Source organism: Oculatella sp. LEGE 06141 (assembly GCF_015207605.1).
GTDB lineage: Bacteria > Cyanobacteriota > Cyanobacteriia > Elainellales > Elainellaceae > Oculatella.
Genome location: NZ_JADEWO010000041.1, coordinates 13,234 through 32,340 on the forward strand (window position 1 = coordinate 13,234; position 19,107 = coordinate 32,340).

General features: G+C 50.0%; 4 protein-coding genes. 1 reads left to right on the forward strand and 3 read right to left on the reverse strand.

The genetic code is table 11. The annotated features are described in order from the left end of the window. Positions 1-137: 137 nt before the first annotated feature. Positions 138-13,742: a hypothetical protein gene (locus IQ268_RS22725; protein ID WP_193884072.1), complete on the reverse strand. Its 13,605-nt coding sequence runs from the start codon at positions 13,740-13,742 to the stop codon at positions 138-140. A gap of 843 nt (positions 13,743-14,585) precedes the next feature. Here IQ268_RS22725 and IQ268_RS22730 point away from each other — a divergent pair. Then, positions 14,586-17,510, forward strand: coding sequence for an MASE1 domain-containing protein (locus tag IQ268_RS22730; protein ID WP_193884031.1), 2,925 nt, complete (start codon positions 14,586-14,588; stop codon positions 17,508-17,510). Between the two features lie 154 nt (positions 17,511-17,664). On the opposite strand, the gene IQ268_RS22735 is transcribed toward IQ268_RS22730, so the two are convergent. Both IQ268_RS22735 and IQ268_RS22740 read right to left on the reverse strand, forming a co-directional pair. Then, the gene (locus IQ268_RS22735; RefSeq protein WP_193884033.1) at positions 17,665-18,387 is read right to left on the reverse strand and encodes an amino acid ABC transporter ATP-binding protein; all 723 of its coding nucleotides are present in this window, start codon (positions 18,385-18,387) and stop codon (positions 17,665-17,667) included. Beyond that, positions 18,380-19,039: an amino acid ABC transporter permease gene (locus IQ268_RS22740; protein WP_193884035.1), complete on the reverse strand. Its 660-nt coding sequence runs from the start codon at positions 19,037-19,039 to the stop codon at positions 18,380-18,382. Before IQ268_RS22740 ends, IQ268_RS22735 begins: the two co-directional genes overlap by 8 nt. Positions 19,040-19,107: the final 68 nt, after the last annotated feature.

Sequence of the window (19,107 nt, forward strand, 5' to 3'; positions counted from 1 at the left end):
TTTGAAAATCGCAGACAGCACCATTGGCAGAAGACAGAATACCTGTTCTTCTGATCAAGGCGCTAGGCAATCATTGGTCTGTCCAGCTCCATGCTATTGGCAGAGGCTATCCCTCTGCAACGCAGGTTGCCCCAGGTTTACGCAATTACAACGATATCAGCACTCGTTAAAGCGGCTTTGTTAGACAGGACGGCAATTTGAATTTGCGCTGCACCTCCGCTGCCGTCTTTGTCGAAAAATAGTGCGCCCGTACGTTGATCGTAGATAAAGCGATCGCCAGAGTCGATCGCCCGACTTCCCAGAACAAACTGGCTGGAGGCGAGCTTGCCACGCTTCAGGTCTCGGCCAAATCCTGCCTTTGAAACAAAGATAGTGTCATCGATTGGTTTAAAGTCCTTGATGGTGTCTAACCCGGAGCGGGCTGTTGCGAAGTAGAATCCGTCTTTGCCAGCGCCACCTTTGAGCGTGTCCTTCCCCTGACCTCCTGTGAGATGATCATCACCGCCACCGCCAACCAGTTTGTCCTTGCCCGCGCCACCGATAAGGGTGTCATTCCCAAGACCACCGACTAGAGTATTCTTTAAACGGTTCCCTTCGATGTAGTTGTTGAGTGAATTTCCAGTGCCTGTCAACGCCCCATTGGTCAAAATTAACCGCTCTATGTTGTCTCCCAGCGTGAAGTCGATCGCTGACTGCACGGTATCGATGCCAGCGTTGACCGCTTCAATCACCACATCGCCCACACTATCGACGATGTAAAGGTCATCACCCAGCCCACCCCTGAGCGTGTCCTGCCCCAATCCACCATCCAGAGTGTCATTGCCAGCATTGCCAGTCAGGATGTCATCTCCTGCTCGACCATCAAGCGCATCATGGCTTGAGCCACCCACCAGACTGTCGTTTAGGGTATCGCTGCCCGTCATGGTGACACGGCCTGCAAATCCACTGAAATCAAATCGCTCAAAGTTGCTGACGATTGTGCCAGTTGGCACGATCCCTGAAAGCTGTCTTGCCGTATTGCTGACATTTACAGTAGCAGTTCCAGACCCATCGGTAAGTACAAAAGTATCAACACCAGAGCCGCCATTCAGCACGTCGTCTTGTTGCAAATTGAACAGAGTAGACGTAACAATATCGTCGCCGTCCAGAGCAGTAATGATGTCAGTATCGGGGGTGGTGACCAGGTTTAGATCTGAACCGGGCGTACCAGTAGACGATGTGCCTTGAGTTAAGCTCACTGTCGTTTTTGCTAACAGGCTGTTGTTATCGCCATCGTTAGCGATGAAGGCCACCTGCCTGGGAGTCATGTCTGGATTAGCCGAACGGTTGTGATAGGTGACGCTCCGTAAGACTTGCTGATAGGTTGCGATCGAGGCTATACCGCTCAGTTTCAACGACCCTGTGGGGGCATTGTAAACAGCGGTAATTCCAGTTCCCGCGGTGGCAGCTACTAGCTCTTCATCCGGCCAGTTCAGCGCATTGGCGATAACAACGATCGCCGATGTCAGCATTGAGCTATCGAGATCTTTAACAACGGCATTGTTACTGGCAATCTGGACGGGAACACCTCCCACAACAAAACGGGTATCAAAATCAATACCTGAAGCAGCCCCGTTCAGATCAACCTCAGGCGCATTGCGATTGAACGAAATTTGGATGGTTCCCGTAACAGCGTTGCTCGTAGCCAACCCATCGCTGACGACAATCTCAACCTGGCGAGTAGTTGGGGTGGGTGCAGTGCTGTTGTTGATGTAGGTGATCGATCGCAATGTCTTTTGATAAGCGGCGACTGAAGCAGTTCCCGTGAGAGTCAACACGCCAGTAGTGCTATCGAACCCTCCGGTAATGCCGGATTCCTTCGTAACATCAAGGCTATCTTCACCGGGTACATAGCCGTACAGAATTACGGTGGCACTGGCAAGAGTGGCGTTATCTGGATCGCCGACCGTGAGGTTTTGATCGATCGCCACCACGCCTGAGTTTCTGACGTAAGCAATGGAATTGAGCGACGTTACGACAATTGGCGCATCGTTGATGGGATTGATCTGAACGGTGCGAGTCGCCACAGCACTTTCAACCACACCATCGGTTACCTTGAACTGAATGGTGCGATTGGCTGTATTGGGGTTGGTGCTAGAGTTGGTATAGCGGATCGATCGCAGTATGGCTTGATAGTTGGCAACCGATGTTGTTCCTTTCAAGTCTAGGGTTCCGGTTCCCGCATTGAAGCTGCCTGTGATGCCATATTTGAGGTCAACGCTCAGCGTATCTTGTCCAGCAACGTAGCCACCAATCACAACGGTTGCCCCAGTGAGATTGGTGCTGTCGGGGTCAAGGACGGTAAGGTCATTGTCAACGGCGATCGCGCCTGTGTTTTCGGTGTAAACCAGTGATGTCAAAGAGGTTGTCACCACCGGTGCTTCTTCGATCGCCTGGATCTGGATCGTGCGGGTAGCGATATTGCTGTAGACCAGGCCATCCGTAGCGCTGAACCGAATAGTCCGATTTCGGGTGTCTGGACTGTTGCTGTTATTGAGGTAGGTTACCGATCGCAGCACTTCCTCAAAGTTGGCGACCGAGGTATTGCCCGTCAACGTCAGAATGCCTGCACTCGCATTGAAGTTGCCTGTAATGCCATATTTAGAGACGAAGCTGAGGCTGTCTTGCCCTACTACGTAGTTGCCAATGGCAATGGTCACTTCTGTCAGGTTGGCGCTATCCGGATCGGTGACGGTGATGGTGCTGTCGATCGCTATCGCTCCGGCCTTTTCGGTGTACGTCAACGGGGATGACGTGGTGACTACCGTAGGAGGATTGTTAACGGCTGTCATCTGGATAATGCGTTGGGCAACCTGGCTCGTCTTGTCGCCATCCGTTACCGTGATTTCCAGCGTGCGGTTGCTAACATTCGGATTTTGACTGGTGTTGATGTAGCGAATCGATTGCAGCGCCGTTTGGTAATTGGCGATCGAAGCACTGCCGCTCAGTGTCAATTCGCCAGTTGCAGAATTGAAACTTCCAATAATGCCGTTTTGAGCCGCAAACCTCAGCTCATCCTGTCCCAACTGAAAGCCAACCAGCTTGATCATGGCTCCGGTCAAAATATTGCTGTCGGGGTCTGTTACTGAGACCGCCGTGTCAATCCTGACTTCGCCATCCCCCTCCCGATAGTTCAATGCATTTTGAGCTGTTATCACCGAAGGAGGCGTGTTGACAGCCACTACTTGAATGGTGCGACGAGCAATTTGGCTCGTTTTGTCGCCATCCGTTGCCGTAATTTCTAATGTGCGAGCGCTGGTAGTTGGATTGTCGCTATTGTTGATATATCGGATGGAGCGCAGTGCCGTCTGATAATTACTGATGGAAGCAGAACCCGTCAGTGTCAGCACTCCAGTGGCAATATTAAAGCTGCCAGTGATGCCGTTCTGGTTGCTAAAGTTAAGCCGATCTTGACCATTGACATAACCGACCAGTTTGACGATCGCCTGAGTCAGGTTAGCGCTATCAGGATCTATGACCGCCAGGTTGGGGTCGATCGCCACTTCGCCTGCCCCTTCTGTGTACGTCAGTTGAGAGGCAGATGGCGTAACGCTAGGAGCCGTATTAACCTTTGTAATTTGAATGGTGCGACGAGCAATTTGGCTCGTTTTATCGCCATCCGTTACCGCCATTTCCAACGTGCGGTTCGTTACCGTTGGGTCTTCGCTGCTGTTGATGTATCGAATGGAGCGCAGTGCCGCTTGATAGTTGGCAACGGACGCATCCCCGGTGAGCGTCAACACTCCATTCACAAAGCTGCCAGAAATACCGTTTTGGGAGGTAAATTTTAAATCATCTTCTGCGGCAACAAAACCAATCAGCGAAATTGTTGCGCCCTTGAGCAGGGTACTGTCTGGATCAGCAACGGTCACATTGGCATCAATAGCGACTTCACCAACCCCCTCGGTATACCCCAACGCACTGGGAGAGGGAGTGACAACAGGCGGATCGTTGACGAGATCAATTTGAATGGTGCGCGTAGCAAGGTTGCTAGTAGCGGCACCATCGGTGACAGTAATTTCAATCGTGCGAGCCGTGGTTGCTGGATTGGCAGCACTATTGGCATAGGTGATTGAACGCAGCGCCGTTAAGTAAGCGGCAACAGATGCGTTACCGCTCAAGGTCAGCGTTAAGACACCCGCTACCGTGATGCTGCTGCCCGTGATGCCACTTTGATTGGTGAAATTAAGCGCATCTTGTCCTTGCACATACCCCACCAGTTTGATAGTGGCACCCGTTAAGTTGGGGCTATCTGGATCGCTCAGGTTGAAGGTTGGGTCGATCGCCACAGCGCCCGTACCTTCAGCATAATTTAGTGAAGGTGAAGACACAGCAATCAAGGGAGGGGTATTAATTGCGTTGACCTTGATTACACGGGTTTTAGGGGTGCTGTTAACCGTTCCATCATTGACCGTGAATTCAATAGTGCGATCGCCCGTATTGGGGTTGGTGCTGGTATTGCTGTACCGAATTGCCCGTAAAGCCGTTTGATAGGCGGCAACGGACGCATCACCGCTCAGAGTCAATACGCCGGTTGCAGCATCAAACAGATGGGTAATACCGGATTGTGGCGCTAACGTCAACAGATCTTGACCATTGACATATCCCAGAATTTTGACAGTCGCGCTTTTCAGTAGAGGACTGTCAGGATCGGCAACCGTGAGCGATCCATCTACGGCAACTTCACCAGATCCTTCGTTGTAGGATAATGCGCTGACGGCAGGTGTAATGACGGGCGCATTGTTGATCGCAACGACTTGAATGGGCCGACTGACAACGGCACTAGTTTTGTCGCCATCCGTAACGCTAATGTCTATGGTGCGGGAAGTCGTGCTGGGATCACTGCTGGTATTGATGTATTTGAGCGATCGCAACAACGTTTGATAGCTGCCAACCGAAACGTTACCTGTAAACTGCACTAACCCATTGACGCGATCGAAACTGCTCAGGGTAATACCGCTGGGCAGAGTGAATGTGAGATCATCTTGCCCGTCAATGAAGCCATTCAGCTTGACGGTTGCACCCGTAAGATTGACGCTGTCTGGATCGGTCACGTCTAATCCGGCATCAATGGTGACAGCTCCGGCATTTTCGTTGTAGGTGAGTTGGGCACTCGTCAGGCTGACCGAAGGAGCCGTATTGACCGCAGTGATTTGAATCGATCGCTCAACGGCAACGCTGGAAAGTGCGCCGTCTGTAACGGTGATCCGTACCTTACGTGCATCTGTATTGGGATTACTGCTGGTATTGATATAGCGAAGCGATTGCAGTGCTGTTTTGTACTGTTCAACAGTCGCCGCACCGCTGAGCGTTAACACCCCAAGGGCAGCATCAAAGGTGTGGGTGATGCCGTTTTGGTTAGTGAACTGCAAGGAGTCCTGCAAAGCCACGTAGCCCACCAGTTGAATGGTTGCACCCGTCAGTTGAGGACTGTCTGGATCGGTCACGTTCAAACCAGCGTCGATCGCGACTGCGCCTGCTCCTTCTGTATAAGCCAGTGAAGTTGAGCTGAACGTGACCGTCGGAGCGGTGTTAACTGGCGTAATTCGAATGATACGGCTAACAACCTGGCTACCGATCGCACCATCGGTTACAGTTACTTGAACGGTGCGATCGGCAGGATTGGGGTTGTTGCTGCCATTGAAGTACTGGATGGATTGCAACGCAGCCTGATATTGAGCCAGGGTGGCATTTCCCGTCAGTTCTAAAACGCCCGTTTGATTGTTGAAACTACCCGTAACAGGATTGCCGTTAATTGGGACAAAGATTAACTCGTCTTCATTACCCACAAAGCCGATGAGTTTAACCGTCGCCCCTGTGAGGTTAAGACTGTCTGGGTCGCTCACGCCTACGTTGGCATCAATGAGAACGGCAGCATCTCCTTCTCGATACGCAATGGGGGTCTGCCCCAGCGTTACGGAAGGTGGAGTATTGATCGGCGTAATTTGAATCGGGCGACTGACGAGTTGGCTCGTTTTCTCCCCATCTGTAACCGTAACTTCTAGAGTGCGGGGAGCAATGGTGGGATTGCTGCTGCTGTTGCGATAGGTGATCGATTGGAGCAGCTCTTGGTAGCTTGCAAGCGACGCTTCTCCTGTAAACGTGAGGATACCGCCGTTGATGGTGCTAGAGATACCTGTAACTGGCGTAAAGTTGAGGATATCTTCCGTGCTGATGTAACCCGTGAGTTTTACGGTGGCTCCCATCAACTTCGGGCTATCTGGATCGATCACCGTCAGAGTAGGGTCGATCGCCAGATTGCCAGCCCCTTCTGCATAGACAAGGGACGCTGTAACGATTCCAACGGATGGCGCTGTGTTAACGGCTGTAACCTTAAGCGTCAGCGTTTTAAGAGCGCTGTTAGACGGGCCATCATTGACAATGAACTGAATAATGCGATCGCTGGTATCTGGGTTCTGGCTGTCGTTGAAGTATTGAACCGATTGCAATACCGATTGATAGTTTCCAACCGATGCCGTGTTGGTGAAGGTCAACACGCCAGTATCAATGTCGAACGTGCCAACGATGCCGCCCTGGGGCGTAAATGTGAGGGTATCCTGTCCCTTTTTGTAGCCCACAATTGTAACAGTGGCGCTGACCAAATCCGTGCTGTCTGGATCGGTGACCAGAATACCAGCATCGAGAACGGTGCTGCTGGTTCCTTCCAGGTAGTTGAGGGACGTTGCCGCTAGTGCTACTGTTGGGGCGGTTGCAATGGCATTGATCTCAATTATTCGCGTGGCGATCGAACTGGGTAGCGATTCGTCAAAAACAGTAAATTCCAGTGTGCGTGCAGCGGTGCTGGGATTCTGGCTGTTGTTAAGATAGCGGATCGATTGCAACGCGGTTTCATAGTTGGCGATCGAGCTATTTCCAGTTAGGGTTAAAACTCCGGTGGCTGTGTCAAAATCACCTGTAATGCCATTTTGGTTAGCAAAGAGAAGCGTATCTTCATCTTTGATGTACCCGTTGATTTTGATCGTCGCCTTGGTCAGGTTTGGGCTGTCTGGATCTTGAATCGTGATCTCACTATCAATGAGTTGTTCGCCACTGCCCTCATCATAGGGTAATGATGTATTAGAGGTTTCAATGGTAGGAGCCGTGTTAATGGGATCAATCTCAATCCTGATAGTGGCAGTATTGCTGGACTTGAGCTGATCGTCTTTTACAGTTATTTCTAACGTACGGCTGGAGAAATCTGGATTCAGGCTGTTGTTGATGTACTGAACCGATTGCAACGCTGTCTGATAATCGACAACTGAGGCGGTTCCGGTTAGTTCCAGAATTCCAGTGGCTGCATCAAAGCTGCCCGTAATGCCGATCCCATCGAGCGGTTGAAAGTCTAATGTGTCCTGATTATTGACAAATCCAACAATTTTAATGATGGCACCTGAGAGGGTGGCGCTATCTGGATCAGCAACCTTAATGGCACTATCAATGGCCACCAGATCTGCGCCTTCCTGATAAGTTAATGTCGCCGTCGATACGGTAACAGATGGTGCCGTATTAACAGGAGTCAATTGAAGCGTGAGGGTAGCCGGATTGCTGACGGCTGTTTGCTCGTCGGTGACAGTAATTTGAACCGTGCGAGCTGTTGCTGTAGGGTTCTGGCTATTATTGAAATATTGCAGCGATTGCAACACTGAGCGATAGTTATCTACTGATGCTTTACCCGCCAGTTGCAACCTGCCAGTAGCCGCATCGTAGCTACCCGTAATGCCAAAACCGAGGGTAATCCTTAATTCATCTTCGCCTGAAACAAAGCCAAGGAGCTGGACAGAGGCACTTTCCAGATTGGCACTGTCTGGGTCAATGACATTGAGATTGGGGTCGATCGCAAGTGAACCCTCTCCTTCAAGGTAGTTGAGGGAGGTGGTCGATAGACTCAACGATGGAGGCGTGTTGACGGCACCCACCTGAATGGTGCGAGTGGCCGCCGCACTGCTGGAGGTTTGGTCACTGACTTTAAATTCAATGATGCGATCGCGTGTATCAGGGTTATCGCTCGTGTTCTCGTACTGAACCGACCTTAAAACCTCTTTGTATTCGTCAACGGAGGCATTCCCGGCCAAGGTCAAAACTCCGGTATCTAGCTTAAATTCGCCAGTGATGCCGTACTTACTTGCAAACGTTAGAACATCTTGTCCATTGACATAATTCGTGATTTTGATCGTTGCTCCGGTGAGCGTTACGCTATCAGCATCACTAACACCAATCTCACTATCAATAGCGGTGGCTCCATCACCCTCCCGATACGGCAGTATGCCAGAAGCGATGGAGATTTGAGGCGGATTATCGTTTGCCGTAATCTCGATGGTGCGTGTTGCAACAAGACTATCCTTATCGCCATCATTGACAATAAACCGAATGGTGCGATCGGCGGTATCTGGATCGGAACTTTCATTGATAAACTTGATCGATTGCAGTGCCGCTTCATACTGAGTAACCGTTGCCGTTCCCGTTAGCGTTAAAACACCCGTTGCTGCAACAAAGCTTCCCGTAATGCCGTTTTGGTTCTGGAACTCCAGCCGCTCTTGCCCTGTCTGGAAACCCTCAATGGCGATCGTTGCTTTAACCAGGTTTAGAGTATCAACATCCTTTACCGTCAGCGCACTATCAATGACAATCAATCCGTCATTTTCAGCATAATTTAGAGCCGCAGCCGTTGTTACAACAACAGGAGCATCATTTTCTGGAGTAATGGTGATGGTTCGTGTTGCCACAGAACTATCCTTATCACCATCATTGACCACCACTTGAACCGTGCGGCTCAGACTAGGATTATCACTCTTGTTGGTATATTGAATCGCTTGTAGCGCTTTTTGATAATCTTGTAATGAAGCACTGCCAGATAAGGTGAGAACGCCGTTATCGAATGTGCCTGTAATACTCACTCCGTTTGGAGCCGTGTAGCTGAGCAGGTCTTGATCCGGGTCATAACCAACAATCGTGACCGTTGCGCTGACCAATGCTGTGCTATCTGGATCGCTGACTGCTATGCCCGAGTCAAACACGATCGCCCCTGCATTTTCGGCATAGTTGAGGGCGGTTCCTGTCGTCACAACAGCCGGGGCATCGTTAACTGCTGTAATTTTGATTAAGCGATTCACCAGATTACTGGTATCTTCACCATCAGTAACGCTAATTTGAATCGTGCGATCGCTCGTATTGGGGTTGTTGCTGGTATTGAAGTACTGGATCGATCGCAGCGTGGCTTCATAGGCAGCAATAGACGCTAAACCCGTTAACCTTAACGTGCCAGTTGCATCGATCGCTTCTGCTGTTATCCCAGCCCCAAGCGTGTAACTGAGCTGATCTTGGCTTCCCGCATAGCCAACGATTTTGATGGTTGCCCCGGTTAGCTGAGTACTATCCACATCTTTAACAGTGAGCGCCCCATCAATGGCGATCGGGTTCGCGCCTTCCAGATAGTTGAGGTCACTGGTTGTCAGGGTGATCACGGGCGCATCATTAACGGCACCCACCTGAATCGTGCGGGTTGTGGGAGGACTATCGTTGTTGTCGGTGTCCACCGCGCCAAATTTAATTAAGCGTGGATCAGTACTGGGATTGTTGCTGGTGTTGACGAACTTGACCGATCGCAGTGCAGTTTCATATTCTGCAACTGTCGCCTCACCTGTTAACGTTAAAACGCCCGTCAGCGAGTTAAACGAACCGATAATTTTAGGCGTATCAGTAAACTCAAGCTTATCGAAGTCCTTTTGATACCCTTCTGCAATGACAACTGTGGCTGCTTTGATGGGGCTATCTGGATCGTCCAGCGTTAACCCCGAGTCAATTAAGATGGGTTGATCATTTTCAATATAAGTAACGTCACCCGACGACAGCGTGATTTGCGGCGGAGTCGTGATGATTGGGTTAATCGTAACGTTGAACGTTGTTTCAACCCATTCTCCGGCTGTATCCGTGGCGCGCAAGGTGACCGTTGATGAACCAATCGTGTTGGCAGCAAAGTCAAGCTTGAGTTGCCCGTTTACAATGTTGGTGCTGCTAAAAAGGCCAGGATCACTAACGGATGTAACGGTGTAGATTAACTGCTCGTCAGGATCTTCAGCGTCATCAAAGGCCGCAAATAAATTAATGAATTGATCAGGAGCATTGGCATTCACCTCAACATCGCCAACGCCTGTAGTGGTTGGGCGATCGTTAACGGCTGTAATAGCGATCGAGCGAAAGTCAGCGGCACTGGTAGCCCCTTCTTTATCGGTGACCTGGAATTCAACAACACGAACAGTAGCCGCGTTAGGGTTGTCGCTGGTATTCTCGTACTTAACCAGACGGAGCGCTTCTTTATAGTCTGTAACGGAACCTTCACCCGTTAACGTTAGCGTTCCGGTAGCCGCATCAAACGCCCCAATGATAGTTGTCCCGGCATTAGTATAGGTTTCAAAGACCAGACGATCTTCACCGAAAACATAGCTAGTGTTGCTAAAGCGAATGGTTGCGCCTGATAGGAGAGTGCTATCAACATCGGAAATATCGATATCCGGATCAATGATCGTCGCAACGTCGTTTTCAGTGTAAGGGAGCGGTGCTGCCGTGGACACATCTACCACTGGCGCATCATTCACTGCAATTACCTTGATGGTGCGGATGACCTTAAGGCTACCCAACAATTGATCATCTTGGACGCTAATCTCTACGGTGCGATCGCTCGTCTTTGGATCATCCTTATCATTGGAATAGGTCACACTTCGCAACGCTGCCTGAAATTCTGCGATCGTGGCACCCGTTCCAGTTAAGGTTAGAATCCCTGTCTCGGCATCAAATACTCCCGTGATATTGGCGGTATCAATGAACTTAAGAACATCTTCCCCTTTGGTATAGCCACCCGTAAAGGCAACGGTGGCGCTAGATAAGATGTTGCTATCTGGATCGTTGAGGATTAACCCCGCGTCGATTGAGCGATCGCCGCTATTTTCGGTGTATTCCAGGCTGGCTCCAGACAACAGCACAACAGGCGGATCGTTGACTGGAATAACTTTGACGATACGTTCGGCTAAGTTGCTCTGGTTACTGGTGTCTGGGCCATCAAACGCCCTAAATTGAATGATGCGATCGACCGGGTCGGGATTGTCGCTGGTACTGTCATAGCGCACCGATTGCAGCGCGGTCTTATAAGCGTCAATGCTAGCAGAACCCGTCAGCGTCAGCACGCCTGTGGCGGCATTAAAACTGCCCGTAATCCCATTTTGATTGGCAAAATTGAGTCGATCGCCCGCCTTGAAGTTGGCAATTGTGACCGTTGCACCCGTTAAACTGGGGCTATCAACATCCGCTACGTTTAAGCCAGGGTCAACCACGATCGCCGCTGCGTTTTCGGTAAAGGTGACAGAACCAGAGGAAGGAGTCAGCTTAGGCGCGTTGGCTGTATTTTTAACCGTGATAGTACGGGTTGCAATGTTGCTAATTAACGAACCATCATCGGTAACAGCGATCGTAATAGTACGCGGATTCTCGTTGGGTGTTTCGCTTGTATTCTCGTAGGTGACGGATTTTAAGATTTGAATATAGTCTGCAACGCTAGCAGTACCCGTCAGCGTTAGGGTGCCAGCCGCCGAATTAAAAGTTCCAATAATATTCGGATTAATGCTTGAATTAAAGCTAAGAAAGTCCTGACCTGTGGTGTAATTACTGCTAATGGCGATCGTGGCACTTTTTAGCTGCTCACTATCTAAATCTTCGACCAGAATATCAGCATCAATGGGTCGCTTACCGTCATTTTCGACGTAATTTAATGCTCCAGCAGTCGTGCTAACAACAGGCGCTTCGTTTACATTATCGACGTAAATAGTGAACTGGCTGTCGTGATAAAGGCTGCTGTTACTGGTATCCGTGGTTCTAACCAGGATGCTGTAGGTCTTTTTGGTTTCATAATCGGGAGAAACATTTATTTTTAACTGTGTTCCATCAATCGTGAATTTATTATTATCGTCAGATCCCGTGCCAGTGATAAAGCTGTAAGTAAAAGTATTAGGAGTCGCGGAGCTGTTCTCTGGGTCGTCCGTCCCAAAACCACCGACAACAGTCACGTTAGGAGGAACATTCTCGTTAACTCGATTATTCGTGAGTGTAATGTTTGTCGGCTTTTCGTTCAGGTCATTAACTTGAATCGTTAACTCTTTTTCAAACAGGTTGCCAAACGGATCTTGGGTGCGGATACGAACGGTATAACTGGATTTGGTTTCATAATCGGGAATAGCCGTGATCAGTAGCTGATCGCCCTCAATTTTGAAGGAGCTATTATCTGCCGCTCCTTCCACCAGTGAATAGATAAAGGTAGAGGTCGCTTGCGGATCATCTGGATCTTCTGTAGTCAGTGTTCCGATCGGAACACCCAGAGGTGAGGTGACATTTTCATTAACACTGGCCTCCGAACTGGCATTGATGAGAATATCTGTGGGTTTTTTGTTGGTTGGGAAGTTAAACTGCTGCACAAATACACCAGCCCCACTGCCATCTGACCCATCCCCAGATGCAGTCACAGCCGTATCCGACCAAACGACAGCATATTTGTTGTTGTACAGGGCGACCGATGAGTACCACTGATTTTTAGCTGTAGTGGTGTTCACTCTGAACTCGTCGCCTGAGGCTTGCCCGGTTGACGTGTAGTGGCGGGCAAACACATCCTCACTGGTGCTAATACTACGACTTGACCAGGTAATGACAAAATTTCCAGTGACCGGATCAACTGCAACCATTGAATATTGCTGAGAGCCAACGGTTGTATTGTTAACTTGAACAATATCGCCCAGTGTGCCATCTGCTTGAACAAAGCGGGCATAGACTCCCTGCGCGTTGCCATCTTGTCCGTTGCTTGTCCAGGTAACCATATAGTCGCCATTTGAAGCGACTGCAATACTGGGGTTGGTCTGCTCGCCATTACTGGATGCAGGATCGTTGGACAAGTTGATCACAACTTCATTCCCCAGGGGAACCCCTGCGGCACTAAACCGTTGGGTAACAATCCCAAATGCACTGCCATCCTGTCCTGCACTTTGCCAAGCAATGACAAAGTTTCCTGCCGCGTCCATGCCAATCGAGGAATTTTGCTGAGAGTCTAATTCATAGGTGTTGACGCGAAACTCTGCGCCGTCGGCTTGTGCCTTTCCTGCTACTAACTTGAACCGTTGGGCAAAGACGTCTTCCGAGTCTGCAGCGATACCACCAGTCCAGGTGATAACGAAACTGCCATCTGCTGCCATGGCAACAGATGAGGAAACCTGGTTGCCAGGAAGCGTGGTATTGACGCGAAAGTCGTTAGTGCCATTTGGGCCTTCCAAAGGCGAAATTGTGCCATCCGGATTGCTTTGGAACCGACGCGCGTAGATGCTATAGTCCGGTTCTCCTGCTTGCCGATCGTCAGACCAGGTAACAACAAATTCTCCAGTAGGAGGATTGATAGCAACTGAAGCGGCTACCTGATCCCTTGTATTAACTGTGTTGACTTTGGTTTCGGCACTAAATGTGTTAGTTGCGGCATCATAGCGACGAGCATAAACTCCATAGCCGCTTCCGTCTTGCTCTTCACTCGCCCAAACGACAATGAAATTTCCCTGGCTATCCATTGCGATAGATTGCATCGGTCGCAACGTAACGGGTAGTTCAGGTGCATAAGTACGCTGGTTGCTATCGGTAGTAGAGTTTACCTGAAGTTCGTTGCCGACGAATTCCGTTGCCATGTTATGCTCTCGCTAAATATTAATAAGTGGAGATGCCTATAAAGAGGCTACCCACTTATGTCAAAACATTTACAGCACAGGCGTTTGCATGGATTCTGGCAGACTTGATTTAGTGGTTAGATAGACTCAAGCAACCAGCGACTGACAAGAGTATATTTACAGAAGAAGTGAAAAAATACGGAGGAGGCTTGGTAGTAATTTCACCGGGAAAATGGCTGTATTTAAGACCGCTGGCTCCTCAGATGCTGAAGCTCTCTCAACGGGTTCTTTAAACACAAGGAGACTCTTCAGCAAGACAAGCCAACGGGGAGTCATCAGCATTTCAGTAAATTCACTGTGGAAATCGCTGAAGACCCACGTTGACCATGTTTGGAACGGCGATCGCACCCTGTTATAGCCAGAACGGCCTGAGTGCTAATCCGAGCGCCAAGCAACTCAACCGCAAAACTACTGAATATCGGTTTGCAATCCATTAAGTTATCGCAAGCATGACAACGCTAATGGTTCCGAATCTACGTATGTTTCCCCAATTTTTGAACTCTGCCCGAATCTATCGGTTCTTAGGCTGTAGATCTGCGTAAGCTGTAAATTGGCGAACCTTTTCAAATTCTGAGGAACGCAAAAACAAAGCCGAGCCAGAAGCCCTATCTCCGTCTATTGGCTCATCCACTCGGAGGAAGTGGCCATTCTGCCATTTCGTTCACTCTGGACGTATAGTGAGATGAATTTCTTGTGCGCCCTGTAAGAATACGGCCACTCCATCTGAAACAGCCAGAAGGTATAAGGAAGATGCAGCCTGGTATTTCACATCAAGCCACTGCAAGTTGCCATGTCGGAAATGCAATGAGCCACAGCCGAATTCGTTCCTGGCATTATCTGGTGATCGTCGGGGCGATCGCAGTGGCTTACATGGTGAGTGCCCAGGTGGCATTTTCTGTGCTGGAGTTGAGTGTTGAAGCCTCCCCAGTATGGCCGCCAGCAGGCATTGCCTTAGCCGCTGTTTTACTGTTTGGGCGACGTACCTGGGCAGGTGTGGCAATCGGAGCGCTATGGTTTAACTTATCCCTTGGAGTATCCTTACTGGCTGCCAGCGGCTCTGCATTAGGAGCAACGTTACAAGCATTAGCAGGCGCTACATTACTGCATCAAATTGGGTTTCAGCGATCCCTGGGGCGGTTGCATGATGCACTGGGGTTTATCGTTTTTGGCAGCATGGCAACGGCGTTCGTCAATGCCACCATTAGCACGGGGTCAGGTCTGGTTCTAGGCTATGTCGATCGCGCCGAGGTCTGGCGTAACTGGAGTATCGTTTGGCTGGGCGACAGTACTGGGATTCTAGTAATTACGCCGCTTTTACTGACGATAGGTCACTGGTTTTATCAACGTTGGCCTGTGCAGCGGAGAGTAGAAGCAGGGCTTTGGCTGGCTCTGCTCAGTAGTGCAAGCTGGTTCATCTTTTGCTCAAGCACCAATACGGCGATCGCAGACTATCCACTCGAATATCTGCCGTTTCCGCTGTTGATTTGGGGAGCGCTGCGATTTGGTCAGTCTGGTGCGTCGCTGGCAAGCTTCATCATCTCTGGTTTCGCCATCTGCGGTGCGGTTAGAGACCACGGCCCTTTTGTGAGAGCCGCCACTGGCGAACAGGCGATCGTGTTGATGCAAGCCTTCATGAGCGTTGTCACTATCACCGGGCTGGTGCTGGCGACCGCAGTTGCCGAACAGCAACGAACCGAAGATTTACTCCGTCGCAGTGAAGCGAGTTTAGCAAACGCCCAACAAATTGCCCGACTGGGAAACTGGGATTTTGATTTTGTCCAGCAGCAGTGGTCTTGGTCTGACGAGCTATATCGTCTGTTGGGGTTTGAACCACACAGTGTTTTGCCCGGTCAGGACGTTTTTTTGCAGGTCGTACATCCTAGCGATCGCGAGCATGTACGGCAAGCGATGGATAGCGCACTCCAACATCGGAAACCTTACACTATTGATTATCGGATTGTGCTACCAGACGGCTCTGAACGAATTGTGGGAGAACAGGTGGCAATTTGGGCCACCGGAATTACAGGGACGGTTCAGGATATTACCGCTCAAAAACAGGCAGAAGCCGCTCTAAGCGATTCTCAGGAAAAGTTTTCCAAGGCATTTTGCTCTAGCCCTGACTCTATTACTATCAGTACTCTGGCCGATGGACGATATCTTGATGTCAATGAAACCTTTTTGCAAACGACCGGATATGAACGCGATCAAGTCATTGGCCGGACATCGCAGGAACTAAAGGTTTGGGCCAGTTATGTCGATCGCACCCAGCTTACCCAGCTAGTGCAGCACGGTGGTGTTCATAATCAGGAATTTGAATTTTGCCGCAAATCGGGAGAATTGGGGGTAGCACTGGTTTCAGCCGAAATCATTCAACTGGGAGGAGAACCCTGCCTGCTTTGCGTCACTCGCGATATTACCGAACGTAAGCGGGTCGAAGAACGGATGCGGTTGACGGCAGAACGCGATCGCCTGCTGGGAGAAATTGCGCTACGCATTCGTCGTTCGCTGAACCTGGACGACATCTTGAACACGGCTGTAGCCGAAGTTCGGCAGTTTCTCCGCGCCGATCGCGTTTTCATCAGTCGATACGACGAGAATGGCATCGGTGAAGTGATTGCCGAATCGGTGGCGGCTGGTTTTACGCCTGCCCTGGGATGGACAACGGATGCAGAAACATACCAGGAAGTCGAATCGGCCTTTCAACGCGATCGCCTTTGTGTGGTTCACGATACCAGTCAGGTGCAACGAACCCCGTTCCTAGACGAGTACTACACTCGCTTTGAGATCAAAGCAGGGATAGGGGTGCCCATTGTTTTGAACCACCGCTTTTTTGGGGTCATGGTTGCTAATCAGTGTTCTGATGCCCGTTACTGGCACCCCCTGGAAATTGATTTGTTAGAGCAACTTGCAACCCAGATGGCGATCGCCATTCAGCAGGGGCAGCTTTATCAACAGGTTCAAACGCTGAATGCCAACCTGGAGCAGCAGGTTTTTGACCGAACCGAACAGTTGCAACAGAAGATGCAGGAGTTGCAAGAGCTGAATCAGTTGAAGGAAGTTTTCTTACATGCTGTCTGTCACGACCTGCGGACAACGGTAATGGGAACCTTGCTGGTGTTGCGAAACTTGCACAGCCAGCCTGGTGAAACCGTATTAATTTGCCGCTCCATGCTGGAGCGTATGATTCACTGCGGTGAGTTTCAGCTTAGCAAGCTCAACTCATTACTAGAAGCCTATGTCAGCAAAACTCAGGGAATCATTCTTGAGCCGGAACGCGTGCCCCTAACGGCACTGGTTCATGATGTTGTCACAGAGTTGGAGCCGCTCTTAACGCAAAACCGGACGCAGCTCATCAACCAACTTACCGCTGGCTTACCGCCAGTATTAGCTGATGTAGTACAGCTCCGCCGCGTTTTCAACCACCTGTTAACCAATGCCATTAAACATAACCCCCCCGGTGTAGAAATTACCTTAACCGCAACGGTTGAAGCTAACCTGCTGCGGTGTACCGTCTCTGATAATGGGGTGGGAATTAGCGACGAAAAGTGCAAACACCTGTTTGAGCTGCGCCTCGGTAGCCCCCAAGAACGACAGCTCACTGGAATTAGCCTGGGGCTTTACCTTTGCCAGCAAATCATTCGTGCCCACGGGGGTGAAATCGATGTCAAGAGCCAGCCCGGAGTGGGATCAAGCTTTTGGTTTACGATGCCATTAGCCCCTGGCCTATAGCTCTGTTTTCTGCTAGAGGATGTTTGAAACGTATCAAATGTCTCCTGGAAGGGCGTAGCATCCGGGCAATACCTCTGGGTCTATTTCAAGAATTATCTGCCGAATGCTACGCCCCTACGGTGTCGGGCTACAAATTAGACGTTTAAAACATCCTTTACAACATCTTGTCTAGAAACTGACGAGCGCGATCGCTCTTGGGGTTGGTAAAAAACTCACTGGGTGGTGCATCTTCCACCAGTCGCCCCTCATCCAGAAACAGAATGCGGTTTGCGACCTCGCGCGCAAAGCCCATTTCGTGCGTCACGATCGCCATTGTGATTCCAGTCTTAGCCAATGCCCGAATCACTTCTAACACTTCCTTGACCATTTCTGGATCAAGGGCAGAGGTTGGCTCGTCAAACAGCATGACTTCCGGTTCCATTGCCAGCGAACGAGCGATCGCCACCCGCTGCTTCTGGCCGCCAGAAAGCCGGGACGGATAAACATGCGCTTTTTCGGCTAGTCCCACTCGTGCCAATAGATCAAGACCCGCCTGCCGAGCCGTCTGCTTATCAATCTTTTTGACTTTCATCGGAGCATAGGTCACGTTCTCCAGGGCTGTCATGTGGGGAAACAAATAGAAATGTTGGAACACCATCCCAACGTTTTGCCGCACCCGCATGATGTCCGTTTTGGGGTGGGTAATATCCGCCTCATCAATGTAAACCCGGCCACGGGTCGGCGTTTCCAACAGGTTGATGCACCGCAACAGCGTTGACTTTCCTGAGCCAGAGGGGCCAATGATAGCAACGATTTCTCCACGCTTGATGCCTGTGGAGATATCTTTCAATACGTCAAGTTTGCCAAACGACTTACAGAGAGATTCAACTTTAATCACTGAGCCGCATTCTCCGTTCTAAGGACTGCGCCGCATACGTCAACACCATCACCATTGCATAATAGATCGCTCCTACAAACAGGAGCGGTTCAAAATAGATAAACTTTTCAGCCGCCACAATGCTGGCGCGACGCAACAAATCTGCTGCGCCAATGGTTGAAACCAGCGCTGAATCTTTGAGCAGCGCAATACTTTCGTTCACTAAGGCAGGCAGAATGTTTTTGAACGCCTGGGGTAGAATAACGTCCCACATCGTCAGCTTGTAAGACACACCGAGTGAGGTAGCCGCTTCCCATTGGCCGCGATCGACCGCCAAGATTCCAGCTCGAATGGTTTCTGAAATATAAGCGGCTGAGTTAAGCGTAAACGTTAGCACCCCGGCTTCTAGCGCTGAGATGGTATAGCCTGTTAACTGCGGTGTGGCAAAGTAAACGAGCGCCAGTTGCAAAATTAATGGAGTACCCCGAAAAACAGAAGTATAGGCCACTCCAAACGCATAAAGTGGCTTAATGTTGGAGATCTTGAATAAGGATAGAATCGTGCCCCAAATGAAACCGCCAAGGGCAGACAAAAGCGTGAACTGTAACGTTACTAATATCCCTTGCAAGATATAAGGAAGGGATGGCAAAATCTGCGCGAAATTAAGATTCATTCCTACGCTCAACAACGCCTAGAAACAGAGTTAAATAAGTTATTAAGCGATGTAGGGTGCTGTTAATG